General features: G+C 53.5%; 10 protein-coding genes and 1 pseudogene. 4 read left to right on the top strand and 7 right to left on the bottom strand.

Translation table 11 applies throughout. The features are described from left to right. Positions 1-294 precede the first annotated feature (294 nt). The gene (locus tag RMR21_RS24105) at positions 295-1,407 is read left to right on the top strand and encodes a DUF4062 domain-containing protein (protein WP_498672577.1); all 1,113 of its coding nucleotides are present in this window, start codon (positions 295-297) and stop codon (positions 1,405-1,407) included. 129 nt (positions 1,408-1,536) lie between these two features. Here the strand turns inward: RMR21_RS24105 and RMR21_RS24100 are convergent, their stop codons facing one another. The 3 genes from RMR21_RS24100 to RMR21_RS24090 form a co-directional block, all read right to left on the bottom strand. Continuing rightward, positions 1,537-2,451: a DUF4238 domain-containing protein gene (locus tag RMR21_RS24100; protein ID WP_498672575.1), complete on the bottom strand. Its 915-nt coding sequence runs from the start codon at positions 2,449-2,451 to the stop codon at positions 1,537-1,539. 144 nt (positions 2,452-2,595) lie between these two features. After that, positions 2,596-4,224 carry a restriction endonuclease gene (locus RMR21_RS24095; protein WP_498672573.1) on the bottom strand — a complete coding sequence of 543 codons (1,629 nt, stop codon included), beginning with the start codon at positions 4,222-4,224 and terminating at the stop codon, positions 2,596-2,598. A gap of 95 nt (positions 4,225-4,319) precedes the next feature. After that, entirely contained in the window at positions 4,320-7,535 is a 3,216-nt protein-coding gene (locus RMR21_RS24090) for a DEAD/DEAH box helicase (protein WP_498672570.1), read from the bottom strand. 73 nt (positions 7,536-7,608) lie between these two features. Here RMR21_RS24090 and RMR21_RS24085 point away from each other — a divergent pair. Next, a protein-coding gene (locus RMR21_RS24085; protein WP_498668974.1) for an IS3 family transposase occupies positions 7,609-8,798 on the top strand; the annotation gives its coding sequence in 2 pieces (ribosomal slippage) (positions 7,609-7,861 and positions 7,861-8,798; 1,191 coding nt in all). 596 nt (positions 8,799-9,394) lie between these two features. On the opposite strand, the pseudogene tnpB reads toward RMR21_RS24085, so the two are convergent. The 4 genes and pseudogenes from tnpB to RMR21_RS24065 all read right to left on the bottom strand — a co-directional run bounded on the left by tnpB (position 9,395) and on the right by RMR21_RS24065 (position 12,397). Further along, positions 9,395-9,780: pseudogene (gene tnpB, locus RMR21_RS24080) on the bottom strand (IS66 family insertion sequence element accessory protein TnpB). Further along, complete coding sequence (tnpA, locus tag RMR21_RS24075) at positions 9,681-10,139, bottom strand: IS66-like element accessory protein TnpA (protein WP_498672568.1); 459 nt, start codon at positions 10,137-10,139, stop codon at positions 9,681-9,683. The pseudogene tnpB and the gene tnpA overlap by 100 nt, the downstream one beginning before the upstream one ends. Before the next feature lie 375 nt (positions 10,140-10,514). After that, the gene (locus RMR21_RS24070; protein ID WP_498672567.1) at positions 10,515-11,465 is read right to left on the bottom strand and encodes a retron St85 family RNA-directed DNA polymerase; all 951 of its coding nucleotides are present in this window, start codon (positions 11,463-11,465) and stop codon (positions 10,515-10,517) included. Continuing rightward, on the bottom strand, positions 11,462-12,397 hold the full coding sequence (locus RMR21_RS24065; RefSeq protein ID WP_498672565.1) for a retron St85 family effector protein: 936 nt from the start codon (positions 12,395-12,397) through the stop codon (positions 11,462-11,464). The genes RMR21_RS24070 and RMR21_RS24065 overlap by 4 nt, the downstream gene beginning before the upstream one ends. 350 nt (positions 12,398-12,747) lie before the next feature. Here RMR21_RS24065 and RMR21_RS24060 point away from each other — a divergent pair, with 350 nt between their 5' ends. Further along, a complete protein-coding gene (locus RMR21_RS24060) occupies positions 12,748-13,587 on the top strand; it encodes a hypothetical protein (protein WP_498672563.1) in 840 nt (279 codons plus the stop codon). A gap of 180 nt (positions 13,588-13,767) precedes the next feature. Further along, a complete protein-coding gene (locus tag RMR21_RS24055) occupies positions 13,768-13,917 on the top strand; it encodes a site-specific integrase (RefSeq protein WP_498672561.1) in 150 nt (49 codons plus the stop codon). Positions 13,918-13,948 lie beyond the last annotated feature (31 nt).

Below are 13,948 nucleotides of genomic sequence, written 5' to 3'. Positions count from 1 at the left end.
AGGGGATACGAACCGCTGACCGATATGTTCGCCAGCGCCCAAAGGCAATGAATTTCAAAAAGATAGCAAATCCGTTGTTTCACTGCGATTGAAATTGTTGGATATATTTTTCCTTATAATACTTAAGGGTCTTCCATCTATTCTCGGGATAATTAGCTGAGTGAAGAGCCACTCAAGCTTGGGATTGCTGACAGTGGTAAGTCCAAAAAAACTGCATCCCATGCGCAGTTCTTCCCAAACTTCCTATATGAAATGTGGGTACTATTGTGATCACTGTTTCAAGGATAATCTGACATGAAGATCTTCATCAGCTCGCTTATCACAGGGATGGAACCAATACGGGCGGCCGCAAAAGAAGCGATCGAACAGCTGGGCCACCAACCGGTTATGGCAGAACAGTTTATCGCAAGCCCGAATTCGCCTCAGGTTGCCTGCCTTCAAGGATTGCGGCAATCGGGTTTGGTGATTTTGATACTCGGCGAACACTACGGTGCTACGCAGCCGTCCGGTCTGTCAGCCACTCACGAAGAGTACCGCGAGGCACGCGACCGTTGTCCGGTAATTGCTTTCGTGCAAGAGGGCGTTGATCGCGATGAGGACGAAAAACAATTCATGACTGAAGTTCAGGCTTGGGCCAGCGGATTATTCCGCGGCGGCTTCACTAAGCCGGAACAGCTAAAAGCAATGATCACCCGTGCTGTGCACGAATGGGAAATCGCGAATGCGGCGGGTCCGCTGGACGCAAATGAAATGCTGACGCGTGCATTGGGTCTCCTGCCGAAATCCGAAAGTGATCGCGGTTTTTATCAGGAAGGAAGGCAATTGGTCGTCTCGATCGCGGCAGGGCCTGCGCAAACGATCATTCGTCCGGCGGATATCGAACGGAAGGAATTTGCCGACCAACTCGCCCAGTTAGCTCTTTTCGGCAGAGCCAAAATATTCAATATGGGAAAATCGACTACGAACCACATTGAAGACCATGCGCTGGTCCTGACGCAGAGCAAAGGATCTGAATTCGTAATCGACCCCATGGGCGGGATGCGCTTCACGCTGGCTATGGATCGACAGGGTCATGGTCCGATTGTCATTGAGGAAAATGTTCAGCAACACTTGGCATCCGCGCTAGCATTCGGAGCAGCTGTCCTTGACCAAATCGATCCAACCCAACGATTGACCCACATCGTCATTGCCGCGACTCTGAACGCTGGAGACTCGGTGGTGTGGCGCACCCAGCGCGAGCAGGATGCAAGCCCGTCATCTTACAGTATGGGATTCGGGCAGCCTGAGAGAAAGCCGGTTCATCTTAGTCCTCCTCAACGGCCTCGCGCAGTTCTGCACCACGATGCCACCCAGCTGGTCGAGGATTTCACCACGTTGCTTCGCCGCGAATGGAAACCTAACCGCTGAAGTCAGCTGTCCGTCGACGCAGGAAGCCACACCATTCCTCGTTGACGGTGCTGGTGGTTTCCAAGTTGAACAGCTCCGCCAACTTCGATTTTGTTGGGATTGCAAGACGAGTCAATGATGGCGTCGTTACTATCGTCCATCTATCTTTTCATTTATCTTCGAGGCTTCGGCAGCCCTAAGCATAGGCCCTAAAATAGTCGGAGCCGGCTGTTTGCCCATTTTGCGCCTGACGTCAGCCAGATAACTACCGTCGACAGCATAAACGTATTTTCGTGCCTGCCCCATGACGAGCGTATTAATTAATCGAACGATCTTGCTCCGCGGCAGAGAGGCAAATTGCCTAGCAAAATCGACATTGGTCGCTGCGAAAAATAGTCGCGTTGGACTTATTGGAAGCGCATAATGCCCCGCGTATTGCAGCACGCCTTGCGTTAGCATCACTGGCCGATCCGATGTCATTAGTCGTCTCTTTACTGAGCTGGTGTCGATAATCATCCAGTGCATGCGTTGAAAGAGGTCTAATGCGGGTGGGTGCTCGATGAAAGTCGTAATCGCGAACATTGCTGACCGCTCTATATGCGGCGCATCATACTGCACGATCCGATCCTCATCATACGTAGAGTTTGAATCCTGTCTCATTGCGGCGTATTTTGATTGAAGCTCCGGATGCATCGTCGGTACGAGGTCGGTGTAATACCTTTTGAACGCCGCGACCTCTTCCGGACTGCGCAGCATCATAGACAATATAAACCGGCTCCAAGCGCTACGGGTTCTTCCGTCGGCTGGCGCCATTTCGCCCAGCAGCAGGTCGCGAGCACGGACGGCTTCGTCGTCGATCGGCGACATAAAAGCGCTTTCCATCTTATGCTCGTCAGCAGGGGAGACATCCGGAAGCTTGTACAGATCCATGGCATAGCCCGTGGCTTTACGATGCATGCGCTTGCTAACTATGAGACCATCGGACCGCCGCTGAAAGACCTCGAGCTTCCCATCGGGGCCTTGCCATGGCTTGAGGTAAAACCGCGGAATGTAGTGGTGCTTCATTTGGCGTTCTCAAGGCGTTGGCAGGCAGCGCACCGAGCCAAGGGCATTGTAGGCTAGGTAGTATATACGCAGCACGTTCTGGAGCGCCGGTGAGCGGGCTACCTGCCCACCTCGGCTGCGTTCACACCGCGCTCGGTGAGACTCCTAAGATGACGGCGGAAAGATGATCCGTGCCTCGGTCCCAATCTCCTGAAGCAGATAGAGCAGCCCACCGCCGTCAATTAGTTCGATCGGCTTGTCCGATGCAAAACTGAAAGCATCAGGCCCGTACCCGCTGGTGGTGACAAGAATACCCTTGTTGGCACCTTCGTTCATCATAGTGCCGTAGAGGTCTCTCACTGCAGAAACGCCGACGGTATGGCGGTAGCGCTTGGCCTGAATTACGACTTTTCCGCCCAGAATTGGCCGTTTGTCATAGGCGATACAATCCACACCACCGTCCCTTGACGAACGTGTTAACTTGGATTCCAGCCCCATTTGACCAAACAGATTTGCGACGAGTACCTCAAATTCGCCCGGGGTCAGGTCCATCAGGTTCGGCGCAGAACCCAACCCGGAAACAAGATCCGTCTGGTCGATAAACCTCGCATCCATCATGTTGAACTCGACGATAGGTTTAACAGGCTGCGCCTCGGCGGCATGTCGCGATACGGCGGCGCCCAGATTTCTGAGGCAAGTTGCCTTATCAACCCGCGACAGATTGATCTCGGAGAATACTGGTTTCGTTGTCCTGACAGAAATCAGGTGAGGCTGAACATCACGGCCTGTCGCTGGGTCGACCGTGTGAATGAAACCATTGAAACAGCATGTGTCGATCGCCTGCGCTTGATCAGCTTCGAACACCTCATGCAACGTTCGCAACGCGATGCTTGCAATCAGATCCTGATAAAGCGCTTTGGTCTCGGTGGCTTTTCGCGGCTTTGCTTCGATAATATCGCGGGCCTTTATGAATCGGAACTCAGATGAGTGCGGCACGACATCTGCAGTCGGCAGTTCAAATTCAATGACCAATTGTTTTGAAGTCGCAGAATATCCGATAGAAAAGGCTCTCGGAAAATCTTCAGGATAAGCTGACCGTTCCAGAACCATCGTATTATAGGCGATAACAGCATCGGGATCTGCGGAAAAATAAAGATCCCTGAACAAGTCAACTTCGGCATCCCGTTGAGAAACCTTCAATTTGAATGCATTCATCTCATCATCATGCTTGCCCTTGAGCGAGCGCACCGTGTCTCTCCGTTTTGTCTCGGCTTTCTGCCAAGCTTCCAAATCGGCAGCATAACGATTTTCCGCCGCTTCAACGGCTCGTTTGTAGCGGCCCTCCGTGCCCGGCATAAGCGACGCAATCTTGGACGGCTTTCGAACATCAGCAATGTAGTGCTCAAGCTGCGGCGATTGCGCCAAGGTCTCCAGCGCGACACCCAGTTTCAGGATCGGCGCGTTCTGGCTTACCCGCAGGCTATCAAAATCCAATGTATCATCGACGGCCAACGTATCTGTCAGAATGTCTTCCAGCTCCTTCAGCCGATCAGCGATCGCGTCGTTCTTCTTGTCAGCTTCCTGTTGCCGGTCTTCTAACCTGCGGACCGCTTGGGCCTTCTGTGTCTCCCGCTGAGAAACAATCTGCTGTTTTTGATACCGAACTTCATCGCGCAATCTTTCCCGCTCATCGCGCTCAGCCTCGCGAACCTGTCGCTCTGCTTCCCGTATTTGGCGCTTGCGATTGGCCACACCCACGCGCTGTTGACGCGCGGCCTCGCGCGCCATCGCCATCACAAACTTTTCTAACCCACCCCGTCGAGCCATCTCAGCTTCCCCCTTCTATGTTTTAGTTTCACGCTGGCAGCACGTCGCACAATCGAACGTCATCATATTTTGCGCACCGGCATCGATCGGATGAGCGTCTGAAAACTTTGTCCTGCTCCTGCCCATGCATTCTGAGACCCGACCACGTAGAGGTTCTGTTTCGCCCGCGAAATTGCAACATTGAGGATATTAGGCGGATTTCCGGCCCAAACACGCGCTCTGTGCTGAGTAGGCTTGGGTGCACCAAGCAACAGGATAACGGTCTCGGCTTCTCGGCCTTGGAACGTATGGATCGTTCCAATCCTATCCCGCACCCAGATGGAGGCATCCTCCCCGATCGCCTTAAAGATATCGGTCTCTCGTTCGAGCCGACGGCGCATCTCCGTTTCAACGATCTTAAAAGGCGAGATTATAAACACGTCTGGAGACACAATGCCGAGCATCGCGATCCTCCTCATCATTCGAACAACAACGTCTCCCTCTCCTGGTGACCACTTTGTGTCTGCGTCGGCATCGATGTCGAACCAGCAGGATGGCCCAAAATCCTGCCCAACTTCACCGGGGTTTGGATCCGACACTGCGTGGACCATCTGCCCGTCATAGGCGATCGTATTGGATACGCTGAACATTGGATCCTGGCACCGCCGATGGACAAGCAACGGAAACCCAACCCGTCGCGGCTCAGTCTCCCCATTGAATGTGGACTGAAATGGCGAGCCACGATCTGCCAAGGTCTGAACTGATGCTGTAGGAGCGGACCAACGATCCTTATCAATGGAGAAGAATTTGCAGATCTCGAGATTGAGTTTCTCCGGAAGAGAGACCACCGGCGGTATCTGGAGTGGATCACCAACAACAATCGAACGCTTGGCCCTCATGATTGCGCCGACCGCGGCCTGCGGTACAGCCTGACCAGCTTCATCGACCAGGAGCCAGCCAATTGCCTCCGAACCGAGGTCACCAAACATGGTGTTGATGGACGCGAACGTCGTGGACACGGCGGGCACCACCATGAAGAGCGTAGACCAGAGGTCGCCAAGTAAGGCCTTGTGGCTCGGATTGCGCAGAGCGCCGGCGGTAAAGGCACTCATCAAGATATTGAGGTTGTGAAGCACTTTCTGCGCCGAGGAATCGACAAAAGCTTTCTGTACGTTGAGCGCTGCGGCAAACAGATCCTCTCGCTTACGATGAAGGCTATCCGGCAACCAAGGCGCCGTTAGATTAATCGCCTCATGATTTTGGGCAAAAAACCGATCATCGATCAATCGTGCGCCCAGCGTCGCTCTGGCTGTCTCAATCGTTCCTTCATGCATGGCAGCATCCGAACGAAGAGCTCGTAGATCTGCCTCAGCTCTTTCGACTTCGGATTTAAGCCGTATCAACTCCGTCTTCGCGGCGTCGTGCAATGCGGTTGCGTCCGTCTGGCTCGACCGCGCTTTGTCGCCTTCACTGTTTATGGCGGCTTTGCGCGCCTGCCACGCCCGCCACGACGAGGTCCCAAACAGTCGAGCAACGAATCCAGGGCGTCGGAGATCGTGAGCAAGGACTTCATTTCGTGCCCGCTCAAACACCGATTGTGCTGCAGACAGCCCAGCTGACGCCTCGCTTTCCCGTGCGCTCACCTGCTCAACAGCCATAACCATGGGCCCAAGCCTAATCTGCGCAGCAGCGACCGCCTTTTTCAAGCCTGGCAATTCGACACAGGATTTTCGAACAACCTCTAATGCTGCAATTTCTGAATTGATCTGCTTGCGGAGTGTGAGAAAACGATTGCGAGCCTTCTTCCAGTTCGACAATGCGGCGGCCTCGTTGACCGGCGGAGACTCGTTTGTCACGACAGAAGGGATTTCCCGACGTATGAGTTTGCCATTTTCGTCCTTTATTTCTCGCAGGACATCGTCACCCTTGGCTGCTTTCAGGTAAATCCGGTACCCGCCGTCTTCATGCCACCAGAAAGTCTGCTGGAAAGTTGATCGATTAGCCCCATTTCCCAGGACGGCAGCAATCAGGCCCCACGTCCTCTTTTGTAAACGATTAATGTCCTCGTCGTCCTCCACGCCAAAGCGTCTCGGATTAGCAACAATGTCACTGATGGAGCGCAGGTAGGAAATCTCATCCGCCCGTCCGTTGTTTTTAAGAAGCGGCAACTCCTCGCTAACATTCTGGACTGCCTTGTTGTTACTGGAAGCAATCACAATCTCATGCCCGCGTAGGCTTTGATCCAGGCGATAGAAGTGGAAAAAGGCGTTACCACCAACGCCCATCTTCTGTCCCGTGGTTGAAAACGCATCGACCGGCTTTTCAAATCGTACCATAGCAGATGCACGATCCAGAACACATCCGACAACAACATCACGCAGAAGGGTGGTCTTTCCGGTTCCGGGTGGACCGTTCACGCCAATTATACCGGTCTTGGTGACCAATTCGTCTCTCGCGACATTGACTGCTGCCTGCTGCAGCAGGACGAGCGGATGATGACCACTGGAGGGCCAACGGGCCTGGGGTGTTTTTAAGGGTGCAATGTGCGGCTCCACCGCTGAAGGCGGCACCAGTACGTCAATGGGATGGCTAACCTTTAAAATCCCGAGATATCTGCTGAGTCCGTCGCCCTGCTGGCCGGAAGCAATGAGCTGTGATGCCAATCCAATATCGTCGAGGAAGAACGAGTTGAGCAGCGATGGTTCTGGCGGCGTCCTTGCCTTGAAATGGTGAAACACCTTGAGCGTGAAGGTGGGTGCCTCCAGTAGCTCATCGGGAACAGCAAACTGCCGCACCAGCCAATTATAAGCCGAGTTTATAGAGTCTGCGTCTATAGGGAGCGGGTTGCCATCCCCGTCCTTGCGGCGGACGATCTTGTCAAGCTTCTCAAGAACAACGGCCTGAACCTTTGGCCAATTTCCGAGATGACCAAGATTGCGTTCGAGCGCCGGTCGCAGAGCCCAAGCGAAGCTTGAAATAGCAACGGCATTTTCATCTAGCAAGTAGCCATTCTTGTCGACGAGAATGGCGGCGATGACTGCCTTGCGCCCATCCGGCCTTGAACGCTCTTCATCCTCTCCAAAGGCCTCAACGAGGAGATCTGTCGCCCGATCCAGCGCGATGCTACCAAGGATAATCTGAAAGAAGAGTCGATGTTTTGGTTTAGCTTTCAGACCTCGCTTCCATGGAAGGTCTGCGCCGGCTAAAGGCACAACTCTGCTTCGCTCTCCGGACGCCAGATCCTCCGGTCGTTTGTAGCTTTGCGGTGACAATGCCTCCAGCGCAGTCCAAGCAGACAATATGGAGGCCGTGACCTGCCACTGAGAATTTCCTCCAGATTCGATTATAGTCCGGCTCATCGAGGACGGACTTATGAAGAAGCAGAGATTTACGGAAGAGCAGATTATTGGTGTGCTGAAGGAGCAGGAGGCGGGCGTTAAGGCCGCTGATCTTTGCCGCAAGCACGGTATTTCCGAGGCGACCTTTTATAATTGGAAGGCCAAATACGGCGGCATGGAGGTGTCGGAGGCCAAGCGTCTGAAGGCGCTTGAGGACGAGAATGCAAAGCTGAAGAAGTTGTTGGCCGAGCAGATGCTGGATGTTGCCGCTCTTCGTGAGCTTCTTGGAAAAAAATGGTAGGGCCTGCCGCCAAGCGTGAAGCCGTCACGCATCTGAAGGTCACAATGGGGCTTTCGGAGCGGCGGGCCTGCCAGATCATATCTGCCGACCGCAAGACGGTCCGTTATCAATCCAGTCGACCACCTGAGTTAGAGCTGCGAGCGAAGTTGCGCGATCTGGCCAATGAGCGCCGCCGGTTCGGCTATCGTCGATTGTTCGTCTTGCTTCGACGAGACGGAGAGCCGTCTGGTATCAATCGCATCTACCGGCTATATCGCGAGGAAGGTCTTTCCGTGCGCAAGCGGAAAGGCAGGCGTCGTGCTGTCGGTACGCGTGCGCCGATCCTCGTCGAAGCAAAGGCAAATGCCCGCTGGTCGCTGGATTTCGTCCACGACCAGTTCGCCTGCGGCAGACGCTTCCGTGTCCTCAATGTGGTCGACGATGTCACGCGCGAATGCCTGGCGGCGATCCCGGACACATCGATCTCCGGCCGCCGTGTCGCGCGAGAACTGACGACGCTTATCGAGCGACGGGGCAAGCCCGGCATGATTGTCTCAGACAATGGGACCGAACTAACCTCGAATGCCATCCTTGCCTGGTCAAAGGATCATAAGGTTGAGTGGCACTACATTGCGCCGGGAAGACCGATGCAAAACGGCTATGTCGAGAGTTTTAACGGCCGCATGCGCGACGAACTGCTCAATGAAAGTTTGTTCTTTGGGCTCGATCATGCCCGCAGCGCCATTGCGGAATGGGCCGACGACTATAACAATTTCCGGCCGCACTCATCGCTCGGATACCAGACCCCGGCGGACTATGCCGGGATCATCGCCGCAACCGGCTCCAACGCTACGCAAAGTGGAAGCTTCGCGTTGCCGCCGGTTGCTCCCACCGCGCCATTTGGCGTATCAAAAACCGCCGAGGCTCTAATCGCAGCCGGATGAAACTTCAGTGGCAGGTCAGCCGGATCGTCTTTTCGTCCGGAAGGAGTAACGGGATGTAGGCCTTTGAGCTCTACGGGATACTCATCCTGGATAAGGCCACCTTCTACCTGGATTGGTAGGGCGGGCCTTGACGCCGGTCGGACGGGGCCTGTTGGTCGAGGCGAGTCTTTTTCAATTGGCGTTAAGCCTGACAAGGATTGAAGAACGTCGTCTACCTCTTGACCGAGGACCTTTGCTTTCTGGACACTTCTTTTTGAGAGCTCAAAAGCCAGCAGATTCAGTTCAGCTCTGTCGTTTTTGAATTGTTCGAACAGTGTCCGAAGCTCGACGATGGTTTTCTGTAAGTAGGGCCGCTGCATGTGAAAATCCGCAAGAATTGCACAAGCAATCGCTTATTTAGAGTTGCATGTCGAGTGCTGCCGCGAAAGTTTGGTTACCGGAGGTATCGCCAGCCGAGCCAGACGACCGGCGCCTCCGCTTTCCTAAGAAAGCCGTCAGCAATTTCAACCGGTTTTGGCCCCTCTCAGGCTTGCTCAACTGCTCAACCAACGAGGATCGCTTTGATTATGATTGCGCTACCCCTTGGTGCGGATAATCTAACACCCTGTTTCACTTCGCCGCAGGGGTCGTACCCAACAATCTCGGGCGGTTTGACAGGCGTAAAGCAAACCCGCTTCCAGTTCTTTCCCTAAACCAAAGCCAGAAGCTAGGGGTGATTGGAGCTGGACCCGCCTGTGTCCGATGCGCGGCCAGCAGAATTTCGCCTTCTCCAGCTGCTTGTAAAACAGGCAAAACCCCTGGCCGTCCCACCATAAAAGCTTGATCCGGTCGGCGCGCCTGCCGCGGAACCCGAAGATCGCGCCAGACCAAGCGCTTGCCCGATCACTCCCTCGACCAGTGTAGACAATCCATCGATACCACGACGCATGTCGGTAACTCCGCAGGCCAGATAAACCTGTACATTCCCTGACGGCCCGACCATGCCGCTTCAACACAAGCGATCAATGATGCCAAAGTCTCTCGCTCGATGTTTGCCGGTACCTTCAGGCTGCGACCGTTGCGAAACGAGATCCGTACAAACGTTTCCGGGGACACATTGGATGGCACCTGCCGGGAAGGATCGTTGTCAACAAGTCGGAGTGGCAAGAACGACGGTGAGTCATTTCGACCGCAGAGAGTTCTGCGCCAGACACGAATTTGTGATCGATGAACGTCATGCCGACGTGCCACATCGCAGACGCGCGCGCCTGGCTGAGACGCTTCCGCCAGGATGGTGAGCTTCACCTCCACCGGCCAGCGCCGCCTGCGTTCAATGCCTGATATAATCTCCGTGCGAGCCATGCCAACCTCTAAGATCCCGATCTAATCCCAGCTTTAATGCTGGTACTAACGCCAGATCATCGCCTGGATGGCGCAGTTCGCGAAATGACTTGGCCGGACGCGCACAAGCAAATTCGCTGCAGTGAATTGTCCGACAACAATTTTATTCGGCATGTGTGGATTACTGTGCAAAAGAAAATGGGTCAAACTCAAGCGAAAGCTAACAGCCATGAAACTATACGGCATGAACGGTCTAAGCTTGCTGATTAAAACTTTTGAAATATAATATTGTATGATTTGACCTTTAGGCAGAAACTCCAAGTACCCTTTGGCTGGTTAATCTGTGATTGGGTGCGAGCCGGGTGTTGACTTTACCGAAAGATATCTCGGCTGTTCTCACTGCTCACGCTTAGGACTATCAAACGTCTGAATGAAATGAATTAAATCGGCTCCATACTTCTCTTTAAGAACGCCGATAAACTGAGGCTCCGCACTGTTGGCAAAGCCTAGCAGGCCCTTAAGCTCACCGAGTGATGCATTATTGAGCTTCCCTAAAGACGCATGGTGCACGGAAGCATGGATAAGTCGCTTGCGCTTATTGCCAATTGAAACCTTCCCATCGTTGGTGAGTGTAAGCCCGGTGACTTTGCGACCGTATTTCCGTGTGACCCGCGTTGTTTTGTCTTCATTGACCGCCAGGGTCGGATATTCAAGCGCTCGCAGGGTGTCGCGTACTTTCTTTTCAACATTAACCAGATGGCCTGTGCGGGGTGCCGAGAAAGTGAGGTCATCAGCGTAGCGAGTATACACTACGTGATCCTGTGCTACTGCCTGTGCGATCACCGTGTCAAATTCGAACATCAGAGCATTAGACAAGAATGGTGATGATGGTGCCCCAACTGCGAGCCGCAAAACTGAGCTGCCCTTCGGGCGCTGGAATAAAAGCAGGCTTGTCAGATGGATATCTAACGCGTCGGTCAGCACGGCGGTTTGCTTGCAATAAGCAAACCAGTCGCGTGGTCGGATAGACGGAAAGAAGTCCTTGAAATCCATTTTCAAAATGGGGCCATCGCCAGCATGACGCAAGGCGTTATCCTTAATCGACATACCCGTGCGATAAGCTGTTGCAGCTTCGTGCATTGGAAGGTTCCGAAGCAGGATTTCGATGAGACCGCGCTGGAGTGCTTTTACTTCGATAGCGGGTTGTGAGATTTCACGGAAACCTTTAGTGCGCTTAGGAATACGATAAGTTTTGTATCTAACGGGCGCACTTCGCATAATGCGCTCTACAAGACCTACATCCATTCCAGTTTCTATGGCGAGAGCTTCGACGATCTTGCCCATCATAGTGCCTTCTTTAGGGCGGCCTGGATGCTGCTGAACCGATCAGCATCCGTCGTTTTCCAGTGCTCAATCACCCGAGCTCGCCAACGCTCTCTGTCCTTCTCTTCCACGGGCAGGTCTTTGCGCAGCTTATATTCTATAGCGGGACCCGTGTTGGGTAGTGCGCAAAAATATTCTTCGACGCCTCTTTTGTCCTTTAAGATCCAGTTAGCATTCACCGCACACAACAGATAATCTGGGATCTTTTCGGGCCTTACCTTTAGGTCCATGGCAAAAAGTAGCACTTCGATTTCGGTCTCGGTCAGAGCACCATAATGCTGGATTAAGCCAACGATCAATTTGATAAGATGGCCAGTTCTGTCGGGAATGAAGGTGGTACGCTCCTTGTAATCGCTTTTCCGTCTGGTGATGGCCGCAACGAGCGTAGCTGCGAATTTGTCTAGATTGACGTCTGCCACTTTGGTAATATCTGAAATATTGATGTCTTGCCGGTTTAGCACGCAGACCGCCGATTTGCCGTATTTGGTTTCCAGTCGTCGAACGGGGCCAAGCTTTACAAAGGAAGGGTCGGCGTAATTCTTGTCGTCCATTACCACAAGCAGTCGAAGGGCAATTTCTTCGACCATCGCAAATGCGCCAAGCTCCGCTACGCTGCCGTAACTCTCCGAAAACAGGATAATCAAATCCACGATTTGAGCGAATTCGCTCTCGAAGCTTAGCCAGTCCTGATAGTTGCCGTCCGGTGCAAATATCTTGAACTCTTCGGGCGTGACGTTTGCATAGTCCCGAAGTGTGGTACGCCCGTACACTAATGTGTAGGCTTCGCGAAGGGAAACCGGTTTTGGCGTCTTAACGTCAATAGGCCCGCCACAAAGCAGGATTATTGGACTTGGCGCGCGGACGTGCAGCGACTTCGCTTCGAAGCGGTATACCAAGTCTGTTATGTCACCCCCAGCTATCACTTACCCTTGGAGGTGTGGAAGAACGTGGGGTTTTACCGAGCGGAGCGGCCTGTGGCGGTAAGACACCACGTTCTTCCACACCGGATAAAACCTAACAATCAATTGATGTCTGACGAAACGTCGGACCAAGCACGCAAGGTGCTTATCGCGTAAGCTATGCAATATGTCTCACCCCCTATCGGCCCTGTCAAGAATGTGCCTTCCTCAGAGAGCAATATCAAGAGCTAGGTTGCTGAAAAGACATACTAGCGGTAATCAAAACAGTCCGCTGCTTTTCCTCATATATGATAATGTCCTTTATCACATATAGGAGAGGAAATCGCATGATTGGATTCCGCATTGTGAATCTTGTTTTGCCGGGGGAGCCTCGTTGCTTTGATGTAACGACCGGAACCGGCGTCTGGTCATTTGAGAAGGACAGTCGCTATGACCAGAACGTGGCGGCGATCAGGCAGGGACAATGTGCTGAAACCTACTTCACGTCCCATCCGGCAGCACTCAGCAACGGGTCTGCGTCGGTCGATGCAGCCTTTGATGAAATGATCCCCCTGGTTTTGGGGGCTTCGTATCTGACTGGCCTGAGCGTCACCTCCAAGCGATCGTTGCCCGGCAGTGATGTCATGCTGATGCAGAACGGACCCCACTGGCCCCGAGAAAGAGCGATGGGTGATGGGAATGCCATCGTAAAATCCGAAGCGGAATTCGTGACCAAGGTCGCGCAGTTCGTCGCGGCATGGAATACGGTTGGCGCGCAGGAAAAAGCACTGCTTCTTCTGCATCACTGGCTGGATTCGATGGCCTGTTGGTCATTTGAGGACCTTTATCTTAGCACCACAACGCTCCTGCAGATTATTGTGGAGACGGAAAAGACCGTGCAAGCTCGGGACATGAGTTACTTCCAGGGCGTCACCTATGCTGCCGGCAGAGCTGGGATCAGGGTCTTATCTCGCGATTTCAAGGATATGAGAAATGTTCTCATCCATGAAGGCCGATTAATCGGGGGCAGTTTCTCCGGAACTACCCTTGAGGATTGTGCTGATGTTGCGGCTGACGTTCTCAACTGGTTCGATGAGTACATCCATGCTGTCATGGGATTGGGATCGGTCGGCGACCCACGGTTCAGCAGACGTGATTTCCTTGGTCTAAATGCCTATTCGATCTAGACCATGAGTAAAATTGCTTTTTACGCTCCGGCCGGTCTGTCGCCTCTTCTTAAATCAGGTGGTGAGCCGGCCCGAATGCGGTTCATGGAATTCTTCACCGCACAAATCCGCAATGCCAATACCCGTCGCTCCTATCTTAAAGCCCCCACCTAGTTGCTTTCCTGGTGCGAGTTGCGGGACGTGACAGTATTGGCAGCAATCACTCCGATCCATTTAGCGGCGTGGATCGAGGGGCTGACGAAAACCCACTCGGCGCTAACGGTCAAACAGCGTTTAGCGGCCGTTCGGCATCTGTTCGACTGGTTGGTTACCGGCCAAGTGATGGTCTAGAACCCGGCTCCTTCTGTGCGCGGGCCGGCGC

The sequence above is a fragment of the Agrobacterium sp. rho-8.1 genome (assembly GCF_033957725.1).
In the GTDB taxonomy this organism is placed as follows: domain Bacteria; phylum Pseudomonadota; class Alphaproteobacteria; order Rhizobiales; family Rhizobiaceae; genus Agrobacterium.
This window is presented reverse-complemented; position numbering and strand designations above follow the sequence as displayed.

What these genes read in the sequence shown, in the direction of transcription:
- RMR21_RS24105 (WP_498672577.1), top strand. Translation starts at nt 295, where the DNA reads ATGAAGATCTTCATCAGCTCGCTTATCACAGGGATGGAACCAATACGG.
- RMR21_RS24100 (WP_498672575.1), bottom strand. Translation starts at nt 2,451, where the DNA reads ATGAAGCACCACTACATTCCGCGGTTTTACCTCAAGCCATGGCAAGGC.
- RMR21_RS24095 (WP_498672573.1), bottom strand. Translation starts at nt 4,224, where the DNA reads ATGGCGATGGCGCGCGAGGCCGCGCGTCAACAGCGCGTGGGTGTGGCC.
- tnpA (WP_498672568.1), bottom strand. Translation starts at nt 10,139, where the DNA reads ATGGCTCGCACGGAGATTATATCAGGCATTGAACGCAGGCGGCGCTGG.
- RMR21_RS24070 (WP_498672567.1), bottom strand. Translation starts at nt 11,465, where the DNA reads ATGATGGGCAAGATCGTCGAAGCTCTCGCCATAGAAACTGGAATGGAT.
- RMR21_RS24060 (WP_498672563.1), top strand. Translation starts at nt 12,748, where the DNA reads ATGATTGGATTCCGCATTGTGAATCTTGTTTTGCCGGGGGAGCCTCGT.